The 17,087-nt window shown below is 53.8% G+C and carries 15 protein-coding genes; 5 read left to right on the top strand and 10 right to left on the bottom strand.

Features of this window, described 5'->3' with window-relative positions:
- Positions 1-19: 19 nt before the first annotated feature.
- Positions 20-499 (bottom strand): MarR family winged helix-turn-helix transcriptional regulator, encoded by a 480-nt coding sequence (locus SIB88_RS12635; protein ID WP_068519209.1) that lies wholly within the window; start codon positions 497-499, stop codon positions 20-22.
- A gap of 323 nt (positions 500-822) precedes the next feature.
- Here SIB88_RS12635 and ectA point away from each other — a divergent pair, with 323 nt between their 5' ends.
- The 5 genes from ectA to mazG all read left to right on the top strand — a co-directional run bounded on the left by ectA (position 823) and on the right by mazG (position 5,806).
- Positions 823-1,371, top strand: a complete 549-nt coding sequence (gene ectA / locus SIB88_RS12630) for a diaminobutyrate acetyltransferase (RefSeq protein WP_068519047.1) — start codon at positions 823-825, stop codon at positions 1,369-1,371.
- A gap of 84 nt (positions 1,372-1,455) precedes the next feature.
- A complete protein-coding gene (gene ectB, locus SIB88_RS12625) occupies positions 1,456-2,781 on the top strand; it encodes a diaminobutyrate--2-oxoglutarate transaminase (RefSeq protein WP_233433030.1) in 1,326 nt (441 codons plus the stop codon).
- A gap of 69 nt (positions 2,782-2,850) precedes the next feature.
- On the top strand, positions 2,851-3,252 hold the full coding sequence (locus tag SIB88_RS12620) for an ectoine synthase (RefSeq protein WP_068519046.1): 402 nt from the start codon (positions 2,851-2,853) through the stop codon (positions 3,250-3,252).
- A gap of 87 nt (positions 3,253-3,339) precedes the next feature.
- On the top strand, positions 3,340-4,833 hold the full coding sequence (locus SIB88_RS12615; RefSeq protein WP_412558191.1) for an aspartate kinase: 1,494 nt from the start codon (positions 3,340-3,342) through the stop codon (positions 4,831-4,833).
- Between the two features lie 148 nt (positions 4,834-4,981).
- On the top strand, positions 4,982-5,806 hold the full coding sequence (gene mazG, locus SIB88_RS12610) for a nucleoside triphosphate pyrophosphohydrolase (RefSeq protein ID WP_412558190.1): 825 nt from the start codon (positions 4,982-4,984) through the stop codon (positions 5,804-5,806).
- 194 nt (positions 5,807-6,000) lie between these two features.
- On the opposite strand, the gene SIB88_RS12605 is transcribed toward mazG, so the two are convergent.
- From SIB88_RS12605 to SIB88_RS12565, 9 genes are all read right to left on the bottom strand, one after another.
- On the bottom strand, positions 6,001-6,825 hold the full coding sequence (locus SIB88_RS12605; protein WP_412558189.1) for an inositol monophosphatase family protein: 825 nt from the start codon (positions 6,823-6,825) through the stop codon (positions 6,001-6,003).
- Positions 6,826-6,859: 34 nt separating this feature from the next.
- Entirely contained in the window at positions 6,860-8,191 is a 1,332-nt protein-coding gene (gene hflX / locus SIB88_RS12600; RefSeq protein ID WP_371833739.1) for a GTPase HflX, read from the bottom strand.
- A gap of 7 nt (positions 8,192-8,198) precedes the next feature.
- The gene (gene hfq / locus SIB88_RS12595) at positions 8,199-8,456 is read right to left on the bottom strand and encodes an RNA chaperone Hfq (protein ID WP_008891082.1); all 258 of its coding nucleotides are present in this window, start codon (positions 8,454-8,456) and stop codon (positions 8,199-8,201) included.
- Positions 8,457-8,577: 121 nt separating this feature from the next.
- On the bottom strand, positions 8,578-9,264 hold the full coding sequence (locus tag SIB88_RS12590; protein ID WP_288349576.1) for an HAD family hydrolase: 687 nt from the start codon (positions 9,262-9,264) through the stop codon (positions 8,578-8,580).
- A 62-nt stretch (positions 9,265-9,326) separates the two neighbouring features.
- Entirely contained in the window at positions 9,327-10,706 is a 1,380-nt protein-coding gene (gene trkA, locus SIB88_RS12585; RefSeq protein ID WP_068519041.1) for a Trk system potassium transporter TrkA, read from the bottom strand.
- 45 nt (positions 10,707-10,751) lie between these two features.
- Positions 10,752-12,125 carry a sigma-54-dependent transcriptional regulator gene (locus SIB88_RS12580; protein WP_068519040.1) on the bottom strand — a complete coding sequence of 458 codons (1,374 nt, stop codon included), beginning with the start codon at positions 12,123-12,125 and terminating at the stop codon, positions 10,752-10,754.
- A 46-nt stretch (positions 12,126-12,171) separates the two neighbouring features.
- Entirely contained in the window at positions 12,172-14,448 is a 2,277-nt protein-coding gene (locus tag SIB88_RS12575) for an ATP-binding protein (protein WP_412558188.1), read from the bottom strand.
- Positions 14,445-15,893: a nitrogen regulation protein NR(I) gene (ntrC, locus tag SIB88_RS12570; RefSeq protein ID WP_068519038.1), complete on the bottom strand. Its 1,449-nt coding sequence runs from the start codon at positions 15,891-15,893 to the stop codon at positions 14,445-14,447. The genes SIB88_RS12575 and ntrC overlap by 4 nt, the downstream gene beginning before the upstream one ends.
- Positions 15,890-17,038: a two-component system sensor histidine kinase NtrB gene (locus tag SIB88_RS12565; RefSeq protein WP_068519037.1), complete on the bottom strand. Its 1,149-nt coding sequence runs from the start codon at positions 17,036-17,038 to the stop codon at positions 15,890-15,892. The genes ntrC and SIB88_RS12565 overlap by 4 nt, the downstream gene beginning before the upstream one ends.
- Positions 17,039-17,087 lie beyond the last annotated feature (49 nt).

Genomic DNA, 17,087 nt, shown 5'->3' with positions numbered 1-17,087 from the left:
CCCTTGATATGCCGATGGATCAGTCACGTTTTTCAACGATCACGTCGTGATCAAGAACCGGTGCGACATCAATGTCACTGGCATCCATCATCCCCGAAACACGCTGCAAGGCGGCAATCAGGAAGGTTTGCTCCCATTCTTCCAGACTGTTGAAATTGTCTGAAAAACGGTCGTGCAATGCCATCGGCGCACGATCAAGGATGGATCGCCCCTGCTCTGTCAGACGGACAAAGACTTTGCGCTTGTCGGTATCGCCGCGTTCGCGCGACACAAACCCCATTGCCTGAAGCTTGTCGACCAATGATGTCGTCGATGCTTGGGCAAGGTTGACCTTCGCGGCAATCTGCCCGACCGTCATCTCGCCGAATTCTTCAAGTGACTGCAAAACAAGCAATTGGGACGTTTTCAGCCCGGTAATCTTACCAAGTTTTTTGGCGTGAATATCACTCGCCCGTAAAATTCGGCGGATCGAGATCAGTGCTTCGTGCAATTTATCCATGATGAATATCCGGGCGTTGATTTTGTCCTGCTGCAAAACCTGTTTTAGCCCCGAAAACCGCAATTCGCAACGATATATGGCATTATTCCATCGACTTTCGATATTTAATTACATCGATATTCGTTATTTTAAGGAAAGATTATTTCATCATTTCCCCGCAATGATTATCGACCATCGATCCATTATATTTGCGTTTATTTTCAATAACTTATTGCATTTCACAGGATTTTAACAGTCGCCCCCTTGATCATTTTCCATCGATATTCTATACATCTATCGCGACATGAATGATCGCATATCGAAATAACAGAACAGGCAGACCGATGAAAATTGCCACCACAAAGGGCAATACCGGCCAGAAAGCCAACCTGATTATCCGAAAACCCAAGGCCACTGACGGCGCGACGGTGAACAACCTGATTGCCGAATGTAAGCCGCTGGACGAAAATTCCGTGTATTGCAATCTGCTGCAATGCTCGCACTTCGCAGACACCTGCGCGATCGCAGAACTTGATGGCGAAGCCGTCGGCTTCGTCTCGGGCTATCTTGTCCCGAACAAACCGGACCAGCTTTTCATCTGGCAGGTCGCCGTTTCGCCCAAGGCGCGCGGATTGCGCCTGGCCAAACGTCTGATCCTTGACATCCTTGATCGTCCGGCATGCCACAACGTGACGGAACTGAACACGACGATCACGTCAACGAATGCCCCGTCACAGGGCGTATTCCGTTCAGTCGCACGTGAGCTTGGCGCTGACGTCAAACGCAAAGTCCAGTTCGAACGCGAAACCCATTTCGATGGGGCCGCTGCCAGCGAAATCCTGTGGCAGATCGGACCGTTTGAACGCAAGGACGTTGAACGCGTCGCGGCCTGATCCGACCCAACCGATATTCACCCAACGCATGCAACAAACGGATCGCACCGTTTTTGGAACAACCGGCCTGCCGGAACGTTTGGCATGACAAGTGGAATTGATTTTCCCAATCTGAAAGAGGGAACCATGACTGTATTTGATCGTCTTGAATCGGAAGTTCAGAGCTACGCACGCTCCTTCCCGGTAACTTTTGAAACGGCCGAAGGCGCCTGGCTGACCGATGAAAACGGAAATCGCTATCTTGATTTCCTTGCCGGTGCCGGCAGCCTGAATTACGGCCACAACCATCCGGTCCTGCAGGAAAAGCTGATTGATTACATCAAATCAAACGGCGTTACCCACGGCCTGGATATGCATACCAAGGCCAAGGCCGCATTCCTTGAGGCACTTGAAACCAAAATCCTCAAGCCGCGCGACATGGAATACAAGGTCCAGTTTACCGGCCCGACCGGCACCAATGCGGTCGAAGCTGCCCTTAAACTGGCGCGCCGCGTCAAAGGTCGTGAGACCGTGATCTCGTTTACCAACGGCTTCCATGGCTGCACCCTTGGTTCGCTCGCCATTACCGGTAACGAACATCACCGGGGCGCTGCGGGCGTGTCGCTTGACAATGCTGTTGCTGTTCCGTTTGACGGCTACATGGGTGATGGTGCTGATACCACCGAGTACCTTGATCGTGTCCTGTCGGACAATTCAAGTGGTGTCGCCCTGCCCGCTGCTGTCATCGTTGAAACGCTTCAGGGTGAAGGTGGCCTGAATGCAGCTGATTTCGGCTGGCTGAAAAACCTCGAAGCTGTGTGCCGCAAGCACGACATCCTTCTGATTGTCGATGACATTCAGGCCGGCTGTGGTCGTACCGGTACTTTCTTCAGCTTTGAACCGGCTGGTATCAAGCCGGATATGATCACTCTGTCGAAATCGCTTTCGGCTTATGGTCTTCCGCTGGCTGTTGTCCTGATCAAGCCGGAATTCGATATCTGGCATCCGGGCGAACATAACGGCACTTTCCGCGGCAACAACCACGCGTTTGTTACGGCCGCCGCCGCTCTGGACCATTTCTGGTCGGATGACAAATTCGCAGCCGATGTCCGCGACAAGGCCGAATTTCTTGGTAACCGCCTTGAAGAAATTGCGCAGCGCTATGGCGATGGCAAATTGTACCGCAAGGGCCGCGGCCTGATGCAGGGCATCTGCTTTGAAAGCGGTGAAATGGCATCGAAAGTCACCAAGGAATGCTTCAAACATAACCTGGTCATCGAAACCAGTGGACCGGAAGACGAAGTGGTGAAATGCCTTGTGCCGCTGATCATCTCCAAGCAGGATTTGGCACATGGTCTTGATATTCTTGAAATGGCAACCGCCAAAGCCATGGGCAAGGATGTCGCACCGGCCAAAGCAGCTGCTGAATAATAGCCAGGTTGGGCGACACCCACGGGTGTCGCCCGCGCCCCACAACTTCATAAAATCAAAGAGTTAAAAATGATTGTTCGCACACTGAAAGAATGTGAAGCATCCGGCCGTCGCGTGGTTTCGGACAACTGGGAAAGCACCCGCCTGTCGCTTGCCGATGATGGCATGGGTTTCTCGTTCCACATCACCACCATCTATGCCGGCACCGAAACCGAAATCTGCTATGCCAACCATTTCGAGACGGTTTATTGCATTTCGGGCAATGGCGAAGTCGAAACCATCGAAGATGGCAAGAAATACAAGATCGAGCCGGGCACGGTTTACATCCTCAACAAACATGACCGTCACTATCTGCGTGGCGGCACCGAGGACATGGTTGTCGCATGCGCGTTCAACCCGCCTTTGAACGGCCGCGAAGTCCATGACGAAAACGGCGTCTACCCACTCGATGGTGATGCGCTCGCCAGCTAAGACTCTTGTTTGAGGCGGCCGGCAACGACCGCCTCAAGCTTTCTTAAGCCAATAAACTTTCAAGGAAACGCCCCCAAAGGAGGCAACATGCTTTCAGCCCAGAAAAAATCGGACGCTGGGCATAGCGTTCACAAGATCGGTGGTACGTCGATGACCCAGGTTGATGCGGTCATGGACAACATTCTGGTCGGCAATCGTAAAGAAGACGAACTCTATAACCGGGTCTTTGTCGTTTCGGCATATGGCGGTTTTACCGATCTTTTGCTGGAAAACAAGAAAACCGGTGAGCCGGGTGTCTATCAGCTTTATGCCGGCTCGGAAACCGATTGGGCCTGGGGTGATGCCCTGACCGGCGTTTCCGAAAAGATGTGCGAAATCAACGAGCAGATCTTTGGTGACGCACCGGAACTGAAACTGGCCAATGCGTTTGTTCAGGAACGTATTGAAGGGACACGCAGCTGTCTGATGGATCTTCATCGCCTCTGCAGCTTTGGTCATTTCAAACTTGAAAAGCATCTTTTGACCGTTCGCGAAATGCTTTCGGCCATTGGCGAAGCACATAGTGCCCATAACACGATGCTTCTGCTGCGCGCCAAGGGCGTCAATGCTGTGTTCGCAGACCTTTCGGGCTGGCGCGAGCCGGAGGCCTCTACCCTTGATGGCCGGATCGAAAAGGTTTTCGAAGATATCGACATTTCAAGCCAGCTTGCGATTGCAACCGGCTATGCCCAGTGCAGCGAAGGTCTGATGAGCATCTATGGCCGCGGCTATAGCGAGGTGACTTTCTCGCGGATTGCCTGCCTGACCCAGGCGCAGGAAGCCATCATTCACAAGGAATTCCACCTTTCAAGCGCAGATCCGCGCATTGTTGGTGAAGATGCCGTTCGCCCGATTGGCCGTACCAGTTATGATGTTGCCGATCAGCTTTCCAATATGGGTATGGAAGCCATTCATCCGCGCGCGGCCAAAGGTCTGCGCCAGAATGATATTCCGCTGCGTATTGCCAACACGTTTGAACCGGAACATCCGGGCACGGTGATTGATGACCACTGGAATCCGGAAAGCAGCCGTGTTGAAATCGTGACCGGCGTTCCGACCGCGTTCGAGATCGAAGTTTTCAATCAGGACATGGTTGGCGTTCCTGGTGGTGAGGAATCCATTCTTAGCGTTCTGAAACGCTATAAGGTTCCGACCGTCACCAAGAACCTCAATGCCAATACGATCACCCATTACGTGTCGGCACCGCTCAAGCAGATCCGTCGTTGCGTTGACGAGATCGAAGCCAAGCACCCCGAAGCAACGGTTCAGACCCGGAAAGTCGCCATCGTATCGGTGATCGGTGCCAATATCGCCCAGCCGGGCCTGTTTGCCCGTGCCGTGTCGGTTCTTGATGATGCCGGTGTTGAACTGGTGGCGTCGCATTATCCGAGCCGCCGGGTGGATCTTCAGTTCGTGGTTGCCGAAGGCGACTTCAACAAGGCCGTCATCGCCCTTCATCGCGGCCTGGTCGAAGGCAAAGCCAAAACCGACAACACCGAGGATGATAGCGCTAACAAGCAGGCAAAGCTTAAAGCTGCCTGATCCTGATCGCGTCCCGACCAAGACCAGAACCCGCAAGTGCACCTGTTGCCTTGCGGGTTTTGTTTTGACCGCATCCCGTACTTGCCAGCCATGATGCAGCGCGATAGGACTAAAACATTGTTCTGTTCCGGCTTAAAAGGACCCCGTCATGAGCACCCATAACAGCACAGCCATCAACGAGTTGCTTGACGTCATGGCAAAGCTCCGCGATCCGGATGGCGGATGCCCCTGGGATCTTGAACAGGACTTTTCGACCATTGCCCCCTACACGATCGAAGAAGCCTATGAAGTGGCCGATGCGATTGCCGATAATGACATGCCCGAACTGTGCAACGAATTGGGTGATTTGCTGCTTCAGGTCGTTTTTCATGCCCAGATGGCCAAAGAAGCCGGTCATTTCGACTTCGAAGACGTCGCACAAAGCATCGTTGCAAAGATGATCAGCCGTCATCCACATGTTTTTGCCGATGGTGATGCCACCACCACCGAGGGCGTCAATCAGACCTGGGAAAAGATCAAGGCCGCCGAACGCGCCCAAAAGGCAGAAACCAAGGGACATGAACGTCACAGCGCCCTTGACGGGGTTGCAAGCGCCCTGCCTGCATTGATGCGCGCAGAAAAATTGACCAAACGCGCAGCCCGTGTCGGGTTCGATTGGCCCAGCACCGACGAAGTGTTTGACAAGCTTCACGAAGAAATCGACGAACTCAAAGCCGAGATGACCGAAAACCCCGATCCCGCACGCTTGCAGGATGAACTGGGTGACATGCTTTTTGTGATGGCCAATCTGGCCCGCAAAATCGGTGTGGATCCCGAAGTTGCCCTGCGCGGCGCCAATCACAAATTCACCAAGCGCTTTCATTTCATCGAAGACGAACTTGCCCGCGACGGACGCACCGCCGCACAATCAGATCTGGATGAAATGGATGCGCTCTGGAACCTCGCCAAAAAAGTCGAGCGGGGTCAGGCATAGTTACCCAAGACCGCTCTGAATGCGGTCTTGTGCCAACCGATTGGTTTTCCTGCCGCATATAGAGTTCGATCAGAAGTCCGATTAGTGGAACGTCACGCGGGCTGTTCAGACATTCCAGGAACACGGACCGTCGCGCGCTTCTTCACCGGATGGCGGCAACGATTGGCTCACACCCACAAATAGGCCGCGTGAAGTTACGAGAACAGCGGCAACAGAATCTCGTTTATTTCGTGCCACAGTTCTTCAGAACTTGCGCACAGAAGTCCCGGCGCTGTGGCATTGGCGTTATATTCATTGTCCTTGTCGGTCATGATATAGCGTGCAAAGCCGCCGGCCTCCCGCACAAGTAACGTACCCGGTGCGTGATCCCACGGTTTCAACGTGCGATAAGCACAAAAGTCATATGCACCGCGGGCCGTTTCTTCATATTCCGCGCCACAGCAGGAATAATGTGCGACCTCGTCAAAGAAATCGAGATGCCCGTAATGTTTCCGGATGCGGTCGCGGGCATAGGAAATCAGGAAACCCTTCGCATCGCGGGCATTCTTGATGTTGGATCGCACTGAAACCGGCTGATCCTGATAACGGGTTCCCGATCCCTTTTCAGCAACAGTTGCATGCCCTTCGATCGGATCAATAATCCAGGCTGCTACCGTCTCGCCACCGTGATAAAGCCCGACCATGCATCGAAATGGCTGACGATGATGGGCAAAGTTCTTGGTGCCATCGACCGGATCAATGATCCAGAACGGATCAGAACCGGCAAAGACCCGATCCTGTAACTTGGCATCGGCATGGGCAGCCTCTTCGCCAAGTGCCAGACTTCCGGGCAGCAAGTCGGTCAGGCGCGCGGTCAAGACACGTTCGGCTTCGGTATCTGCGATGGTAACCAGATCAAGGGCGTGAGATTTGGTGTCAATATCTGCGTCGTCAAGCTGGCCGAAGCGCGGGGCGATTTCAGTTGCCGATACCTCGCGGATAATTTCGGTAACCTTATCCATATCGACTGTTATCGTCACGCTACTTCTCCCATCGGGTAAACTTGATTACGCACTAAACCACATGAATTTGAAGCCCGGCCTTTGCGCACCAGTCCTCAAACCGCCCGACACGTGTGGTATCCACACGTACCTGGATTGATATTCCGTCGGCACCTTCGCTGCGCTGAAGCACTTCGCCCTGTTCATAAAGACGGGCCAGTGACTTGCCATCCGAATAAGGCACGCACAGTTCGAAAACCGGCATATCTTCGGTCAGACGGCTTTCAATCAGCTCAAGCAACGCATCACAATTCCGACCCTTAACCGCTGAAATTGCGATGGTATTGTCGTGCCTGCTTGCATATTCCGTCACCGCTTGAAGATCATCACCTTCAAGCAGATCGATTTTATTCAGGGCCTCGACCAGTTCTTCGCCATCAATTGCCTTTTGCAGTCCCAGCGCCTTGAGAACTTCAAGCACGTCAAGTTTCTGGGCCTCGGTTTCCGGCGATGATGCGTCACGGACATGTACGATCAAATCCGCTTCAAGAACTTCTTCAAGTGTGGCCCGGAACGCCGCAACAAGATCGTGCGGCAAATCGGAAACAAACCCCACCGTATCGGACAGAATGACCTTGCGCCCGCTTGGCAGGATCAAACCACGCATGGTCGGATCAAGCGTTGCGAACAACATGTCTTCGGCAAAGACTTCCGATACCGTCAACTGGTTGAACAGCGTCGATTTTCCGGCGTTGGTGTAGCCGACAAGCGCAACGATCGGGTATGGAACCCGTCGGCGTGCTTCGCGGTGAAGTTCACGGGTCCGTTTGACTTCTTCAAGTTCACGACGAAGCTTGGCCAGCTTGTCGCCAATCAAACGGCGGTCAATCTCGATCTGACGTTCACCCGGACCGGCCAGGAAGCCACGTCCGCCGCGCTGACGTTCAAGGTGCGTCCAGGTCCGGACAAGGCGGGATCGCTGATAGCTCAGCAACGCCAACTGGACCTGCAAGCGCCCCTCACGGGTGCGCGCGCGATCAGCAAAGATTTCAAGGATCAAGCCGGTGCGGTCAATAACCTTGCACTTCCATTCGCGTTCCAGGTTACGTTGCTGGATCGGGGAAAGCTGGCCGTTGATCATCACGATATCGGCTTCTTCGGCCTTGATCTGCAGACCAAGCCGTTCAACAACACCGGTCCCGAACAGGGTTGCCGGACGGGTTTTAGCAATGGGCACGATATCCGCGCCCACCACATCAAATTCAAGTGCGCCAGTCAAACTGACAGCTTCATCCAGTCGCGAAGATGCATCGCGCCAAGACGCTGTCTGGTCGGCGCGTTTTAGTTCTGGATGGAAAACCAGGACCCGGGGGGCGTCTGGCGTCGTGCCTCCCCCCGAAGTCAGAGACTCGTCAGCTATTTTCTTCTTCCGTCGCTGGCTGGCTCGGATCAAACAGTTTAATCGGTGTCGTCGGCATTACCGTCGAAATCGCGTGTTTGTACACGAGCTGGGTGTGAGCATCGCGCCGCAGCAAAACAGAGAAATTGTCAAACCAGGTGATGATGCCCTGCAATTTGACTCCGTTGACCAGAAACACGGTAACCGGCGTTTTGTTTTTACGGCAATAATTCAGGAATACGTCCTGAACATTCTGTGATTTTTCCGCCATTGGTTAGACCTAGCCTTCTTTTATGAGCGTTTTTTTGGTTTCGGGCGGTCAAGGAAAATGTGGAGCCGTCGACGTTAAGGTCCGTCACGACCCCTGCCCCATTTTTAATGACCAGTCTGAACTATAAGACTTTCGAGAAGCCTTTTACAACCCTTACAAGCGCCTCGCAATCAGCGAAATGCCAATCAGGGCTAAGAGTCGCAGAATTCTGCGTCTCACTGTGACCGGTTAATTCATCACCAATCAGGATTGCCGTGGCCCCGACATTGCGCGCGCATTGAATATCGACCACACTATCCCCAACAAACCAGAGATTCTCATATTGCGACGCCGAAGAGTCGCCCATTGCCATATGGACCGGATCGGGTGCCGGTTTGTCGTTTGGCGCATCGGTTGCCCCGACGATCTTTCCGAAAAACGGCGTCCATTCAAGATGCTCGGCTTCTTTACGAAGAAAATCACCGTTCTTGTTGCTGACAACACCGATATAGGTGCCGTTGTCACGCAGCGCACACAACAAATCATAAGCCCCGACCAATGGCGTCAGCGTTTCAAGATGGATTGACCTGAAATGGGCATAAAAGCTGTCTTTGGCTGCTTCCCAGCGATCTTCGCCAAACAGAACCGGAAAACTGTCACGCAACGAGCGCGCAACGCGCTGCTTTGTTTCATCAAGCGTCCAGCGATCCTTGCCGAAATCGTCAAAGGTCATATTCAGGGCTGCCTGAATGGTTCCCCAGCTATCAACAAGGGTGTTATCCCAGTCAAAAATGACGGCCTTTGGCGGATGGGGCAATTTGTCAGACATTTGGTCTTCCGGTGATATGAGGGGCGCTTATTGGTATGAGGAATATTTTTCCCCGCCGTCGATCAGAAATATTCCAGTCGAACAGCAAACATTTTCTCGACCTTTTTGATCTGCTCGGAACCGGCAAACACGACAATCCGGTCGTTGGCTTCAATCACCGTATTGGCGCGCGGCATCACAACTTCGCCATCACGCAAAATGGCGCCAAACACCACACTGGCCGGCATCGCGATATCCTTGATCGCCTTTCCAACGATCGGCGCGGTTTCGAGTGCCTCTGCCTCAAGCACTTCGCCAAAGCCTTCTGATAGGCTGTGTACCGCGCGAATACGTCCACGGCGGACATGATGCAGGATTGTTGACACCGTCGTCATACGCGGGCTGATCACCACATCAACGCCAAGTTCGGAAACCAGCGAGTTATAAGTGCTTTTGTTAATCAGCGTCAGCGCGCGCGGGCAGCCATACCGTTTGGCCAGCAGGGATGCGAGAATATTGGTCTCGTCATCGTTGGTCAGTGCAACAACGGCCTCGGCATTGCCGACATTCGCCTCTTCGAGCAGTTCCGGATCAAGCACATCGCCGCGCAGGACAACGCTTTTCTTCGGGAGCTTCTGGGCGACATAACGCGCACGTTCCGGATCGGCTTCAACCAGGCGGGTGGTAACCCCCGGGAAGTTCTTGTTGATTTCTTCGGCCAGAAACAGCGCAATATTGCCGCCGCCAAAGATGACAATGCGGCGTGCTTCGGGGTCTTCATGCCCGAATGCCGACATCGCACGGGATACCTGATCGCTTGAAACAGCCAGATAGACAAGATCCCCGGCCAGCATCTGATCATCGCCCTTGGGATAGACCGGCTTATCATCGCGAATCATGCCCAGGATCGAAATATTCAGATCCGGGAACAGCTGATGCAATTGACGCAGCGGCGTGTTGATCACCGGGCAATCTTCGTTACACCGCAGGCCAAGGATTTTGACCTTGTCATCGGCAAACGGGATCATGTCAAACGCGCCGGGCGCCTGCAGACGACGCGCGACCGCACGGGCGACTTCCATTTCCGGTGAAATCACCACATCAATCGGAAGCTTTTCGCGCCCGAACAGGCTTGCCCATTCCGGCTGCAGATAAGTCTGGCTTCGGATACGGGCAATTTTGGTTGGCACGTTAAACAGTGAATGGGCGACCTGACAGGCCGTCATATTGACTTCATCGGCAAAGGTAACAGCGATCAGCATGTCGGCTTCATCGGCCCCTGCCTGCTGCAACACATCAGGATGCGATCCGAACCCGATAATGCCCTTGACTTCCAGGGTGTCTGAAATCTTGCGAACCAGTTCTTCCGACTGGTCGATCACGGTGACATCATTGTTTTCCGCAGCCAGATATTTGGCAATGTGGAACCCCACCTGCCCGGCGCCGCAAATGATGACCTTCATCTTGTTATCTCCCGTTCACAACAGTCCAAGATGGGAATGGCCCGATCAGCTGTTCACACCAAGGCTTTTCAGCTTGCGATGCAACGCTGAACGTTCCATGCCGACAAAACTCGCCGTCTTGGAAATATTTCCCCCAAACCGGTCAATCTGGGTTTGGAGATATTCTTTTTCAAACATCTCGCGTGCTTCTCGCAGCGGCAATGCCATGATTTCACTGGTCTTGTCAAAACTTAGCGACGTCGGCACATCAGAAAACAGTTCGGATGGCAGCATTTTACCGCTGATCAGATCCGTTTTGTCGTCATCCGGCGCCATGATCATCAATCTTTCGATGACATTGCGCAACTGCCGAACATTGCCCGGCCAGTCATAGGCATGAAGGGTTGCCATGGCTTCCGGCGACAATTTGCGTTTCGGAAGCCCGGTTGCATCCGCATACCGTTCAAGGAAACGTTCCGCCAATTCGGGAATATCGTCGCGACGCTGCTGCAAGGACGGCACTTCGAGCGGCACGACATTAAGCCGGTAGTATAGATCCTGACGGAATGTCTGTTCGGCAATCCGTTGTTCAAGATCACGCGCCGTTGTTGCAATCACACGGACATCGACACTGACCGGGACCGATCCGCCGACACGTTCAAATGTCTGATCCTGAAGCACCCGAACGATTTTCCCCTGGGTCTCAAGGGGCATGTCTGCCACTTCATCAAGCAGCAAAGTCCCGCCATGCGCCAGTTCAAGCACACCGGTCCGTGCTTCGCGATCCGCAGTTGCAACCGCCCCAAACAGGGATTCTTCCATGGTTTCCGGTGAAATATTCGCGCAATTCAGAACCACAAACGGGGCTTCGGCCCGGGCGGATTTCTGATGAATAAGTCGTGCGACTACTTCCTTGCCCGAACCGGCCGGGCCATGGATCAGAATACGACTGCCTGTTCGCGCAACACGGTCAACAGACTGGCGTAAATTATTGATGACCGACGATTTTCCCAGCAGTTCTGTATCACCACCTGCCCGCAACGTCAGTTCGCGGTTTTCACGGCGCAGACGTGCATCATCAATTGCGCGTTCCACAACCATCAAAAGACGGTCGGTATTGAACGGCTTTTCAATGAAATCATAGGCCCCGATACGAGACGCTTCGAGCGCGGTTTCAATGTTGCCATGACCTGAAATCATGACAACGGGAACTTCGCTATGCTCGCGTTTGATCAGTTTAAGCGTCTCGATCCCGTCGTGATCGCTTTCATCCATCCAGATATCGAGCACCACCAGACTTGGGCGACGTGCGGACACCTCGGCCAGGGCTTCCTGGCTCGAACCGGCCTGTCGGGTCGTGTAGCCTTCGTCTTCCAGAATACCGGAAATCAACGCTCGAATGTCTTGTTCATCATCGACAATCAGAATGTCGTGCGCCATGTCGGAACCAAATCAATCTTATTATTGTTGCGATTTTGGCAATTTATTAATTGCCCGAGGAAGAAGCGCCCTGCGCCCCTGTTTCAATTTCGGCATCAGTAGGTTGCGGGAAAGATAGTGTCACGGTCGCCCCACTTTCAACGCCGTCGGAGAGTATAAGCTCTCCACCATGGTCTTCCATGATTTTCTTGACGATCGCAAGACCAAGCCCCGTCCCCTTTGACCGCGTGGTGACATACGGCTCTGTCAAACGTTCGCGATGCTCGGCCGGAAGCCCTTTACCGTTATCAGAAACAGCCACAAAGACATGTTGATTGTTTGGTGACACGGTAATCGAAATTTCAATGCGGCCGCGCGGCAATTCGCCGTCTTCGGGTTTTTCCCGCCCTTCGATGGCCTCGGCTGCGTTTTTAAGCGTATTGATCAGACATTGATTAACCTGATGGGCGTCACACGAAATCTGCAAATCCTCGATCCCGGACCGGTCAAAGTCATAGGTGATGTTGCTGTGCGCCTGCTTTTGCAAAAAGACCGCACTTTTTACCAGTTCACTAAGATTTTCCATGCGCATTTTCGGGGACGGCATCCGGGCAAAACTGGAAAACTCGTCCACCATACGTCCGATATCTGAAACCTGGCGGATGATCGTGTCAGTACAGGTCTGGAACACATCCTTGTCATCTTCGATCTGTTTCAGATAGCGCCGTTTAAGGCGCTCTGCCGAAAGCTGGATCGGGGTAAGCGGGTTCTTGATTTCATGGGCGATACGGCGTGCGACATCGGCCCAGGCCGCCATGCGCTGTGCGGTTTGCAGTTCGGTCACATCATCAAATGTCACGACATACCCGAACACCGTGCCATCATCGGCCCACTCGGCGGTAACCCGGGCTAGCAATGTCAGATTGACACCATCGCGACGAATTTCGATCTGGCGCGGCTTGCTGCGATCACCGTCACGGCTGAAATCGTCAAATAACGGGGAAAATTCCGGGATGACTTCCGTCAGTTCCTGCCCAAGATGCCCCTCAAGGTCGACAGCCAGCAGATCAGATGCGCTTCGGTTGGGCAGATCGATCTTGCGATCCGGATCAAGGCCAATCACGCCCGCAGTCACACCGCCCAGAATGGCCTCGGTAAAGCGCCGGCGTTCGTCATTAAGACGGTTGGCGGCAATCAGTTCATTGCGCTGGGTTTCAAGCTGGGCGGTCATGCGGTTGAACGCGCGGCTTAGTGCTTCAAGTTCATCCCCCTGCCCGTCAAGCGGCACACGGAAAGACAAATCGCCATCGCGCACCCGTTCGGCACCGGTGATAAGTTGCGAGACCGGCTGAACAAGTCTTGTTGCCACCATAAGGCCCAGTGTGACAGCCGCCAGCAGCAAAACCACAGAAATCAGTACAAAGATCATGACAAAGGTAATCACGATCCCGGATCGTTCACCTTCAAGGCTTTCATAGGCGTCAACGGCCCGCCGTGCCTTGTCGATACGATCAAGCACATTGGGATCGACAAACCGCCCGACCAGCAAAAACGCATCGATGAAGCTTGGAATTTTGGCCAGCGCCCGAATGCGGTTGTCGCTGTTCCCAATCATCAGTACCACGTCTTTTTCCCGTGCTTCGTCATAGACTTCGGCGGGAATGGACGCCTGATCGGTATCATAGGAAAAGCTGTATTCCGACTGGGCAATGATTTGGCCCGAACCGTCAATCATCATGACTTCGGGCAAACCACGGGCAAGTGCCTGATCGGTCAAAAGATCGGAAATCCGTTCAGGACTGGTGGAAAAATTCACCCCGAACCGCTGCAAATCGGCCGTGGTTGCCAAAACATCGGCACGGATAAGTTCCTGATGCTCCTTAAGATAGGCATCGGCAATAACCATGCTTTCTTCGACTGCTGTTCGAATGCGGTCACTGAACCAGCCCTGAATACCGAAATGCAGGAAGAGCGCGGAAAATACGGCAACAACAATCGCCGGCGTTACAGCCACCAGCGAAAACATCAGGACCATGCGGGTATGAAGCTTTGCCCCGGCAACGCCGCGCCTGCGTTCAACCCAGATCTGAACCAGCTTGCGGGCCACAAGAGTTGCCAGCAACAACACCAGTACCAGATCGATATTCAGCAAAAGCAAAATCAGGCGCGGGTCAGGACGGAACGGCGCCGTCCCCGTCATTGCAAGATAGGTCGCCGTTACCGAAACCAGTGCAGCAGCAACCAGACCGAACGCGAACCGTCGCGATTGGCCCAGACGCCCCAGAAACCTTACGAAGCCCGATCTCAATATCCGGTTGGAGATCGAACTTTCCGCATTGTTCATTTCGTGCCCCTGACGACTTCCAGCCCAAGATCACGGATCTTTTTGCGGAGCGTATTGCGGTTCAGGCCAAGCACTTCGGCGGCTTTGACCTGGTTGCCGCGGGTTGCCTCAAGCGTCACATTCAAAAGCGGGCGTTCCATTTCGCGCAGGATGCGATCGTAAAGCCCGTTTGACGGCAAGTCTTCTTCATGCGCGTCGAAATATTCGCGGACATGACGTTCAATGGATTCCGACAAGGATTGCGGCTCGGCACTGGGTGCTGCTTCGCTGACATTGTTTTCCGAAAATTCGGTTTCAATGACATCAACGCCAATCACATCATGGGAATAAAGCGCCGTCAGACGCCGCACCATATTTTCCAGTTCACGAATATTGCCCGGCCAGCGATGCGCCTTGAGACGCGCCATGGCTTCTGCCGACAAGGTCTTGCGCGGCAATCCTTCTTCGCTGGCCTGCATCAGGAAATGATTGACCAGTTCAGGAATATCTTCAAGACGTTCACGCAGCGATGGCAAACGGATCGGCACGACATTCAGGCGATAGAACAAATCTTCGCGGAATGTGCCTTCGCGGATCAGTTTACGCAGATCACGGTGAGTTGCGGCAACAATGCGCACATTGACCCGGATCGGCGTACGGCCACCCACACGGGTATATTCACCTTCCTGAAGAACACGCAGCAAACGGGTTTGTGCTTCAAGCGGCATATCGCCGATTTCATCAAGAAACAGCGTGCCGCCTTCGGCCTGTTCGAACCGGCCGACCTTGCGTTCGTTCGCGCCGGTGAAGGCACCTTTTTCGTGACCGAACAGTTCGCTTTCAATCAGTTCGCGCGGAATTGCCGCCATATTGATCGCAACAAACGGTCCGTGGCGACGCCCGCCATATTCGTGCAGGGCGCGCGCAACCAGTTCCTTACCGGTTCCACTTTCACCGGTGACCATAACAGTCAGGTCGGTATTCATCAGGCGCGCCAAGGCACGATAGATTTCCTGCATGGCTGCCGAACGTCCGATCAGCGGAAGGCGATCATCACCCTCTTCATCTGCTGACTTGCCAGACTGGCTTTCCTGCGGGGTTTCAAGCGCCCGATCAACAATGCCCATCAACTCATTAAGATCAAAGGGCTTTGGCAGATATTCGAATGCCCCGCGCTGCGCGGCCTTGACCGCCGTCATCAGCGTGTTTTGCGCGCTCATGACAATGACGCGCAGGTCTGGGCGCAATTTTCGAATACGCGGCACCATGTCCAGACCGTTTTCGTCGGGCATCATGACATCGGTAATCACCAGATCACCGTCCCCATCGGCGATCCAGTCCCAAAGCGTGCGGCCGTGACCGGTGCTGCGGACTTCGTGACCCTGACGCGACAATGCCTGCGTCAATACGGTACGGATGGCCCGGTCATCGTCAGCGACCAGAATTCTTGCAGGGCTCGTGCTCATGCGGTGTGTTCCCTGTTATCGATTATTATCGGTTGTTCACTGGCCCCCTCGGCCAGCGCACGATTATAGATCGGCAGCATGATCTGGAATTCTGCGCCGCCCCCCGGCACATCTTTCACTTCGATCACGCCACCATGGTCATTGATGATTTTCGCAACCAGTGCCAGACCAAGGCCCGAACCGGTCGGTTTCGTCGTGACAAACGGATCAAACAGGCTTTCGCGCATGTCTTGCGGAATGCCCGGACCATTGTCACGGACCGATACCACCAACGGCAAATGCACACGCGCATCACCGCCGGCAACAGCCAGCCGGATGCCATGCTGATAGCGGGTTGATATGATGATTTTACCATCTTGCGGATCAACGGCTTCGCCGGCGTTCTTCACAAGATTAAGAAATACCTGGATCAACTGATCGCGGTTGCCAAATACCGGCGGCAAGGACGGATCATAGATTTCTTCAAACGCAAGGTTTTTGGCAAAACCGTTTTCGGCCAGACGGCGCACATGTTCAAGAACCGTATGAATGTTGACAGCCCCGCGTTCCATCGGCTTGTCGGAGAAAATCTCCATCCGGTCGACAAGCTCGACAATGCGGTCGGCCTCGTCACAAATCAGCCGGGTCAGAACGCGGTCGTCCTCATTACTGGTTTGCTCAAGCAACTGGGCCGCCCCGCGAATGCCCGATAGCGGGTTTTTGATTTCATGGGCCAGAATGGCGGCCATCGCGCTGACAGAACGGGCAGAATTGCGGCTTAGAAGCTGGTTATCGATTTTCTGGGCAATCGAGCGCGGCTCGAATGTCAGAACCGCGCAGTCGCTGTCATCGGGCATCGAACCAACGGTAAGGTTCACGGTATGCTTGCCGATTTTCGGGCTTTCAATCAGCAGATTGTGATCGGCAACCAGCGTCGCCTCGTCAATTGCCTGCTTGATCAGCGAAAAAACCGGACTGTCTGACGGTATAAAGTCGCTCAGATCGCTGCGGCACAGAACGCTGGCGCTGGTGTTAAACAGCTGTTCGGTGGCCTGATTGACAAACCGGATCTTCCCATCCCGGTTGGCGACGACAACTGCGCTTGCAATTGCGTTCAGCACCCCGGTCGGGTCAACCCCGTTACCTTTTCCAAATCCCAGTCTCATTCAATTCTTCCCCGACGACGTTAGTTTTATATCGCCATATTATTGTTAT

The organism is Thalassospira sp. MIT121401 (assembly GCF_047125595.1).
Classification (GTDB): Bacteria; Pseudomonadota; Alphaproteobacteria; order Rhodospirillales; family Thalassospiraceae; genus Thalassospira; species Thalassospira povalilytica.
Note: the sequence above shows the minus strand (reverse complement) of the source record. Positions and strands in the feature narration are given on the sequence as shown.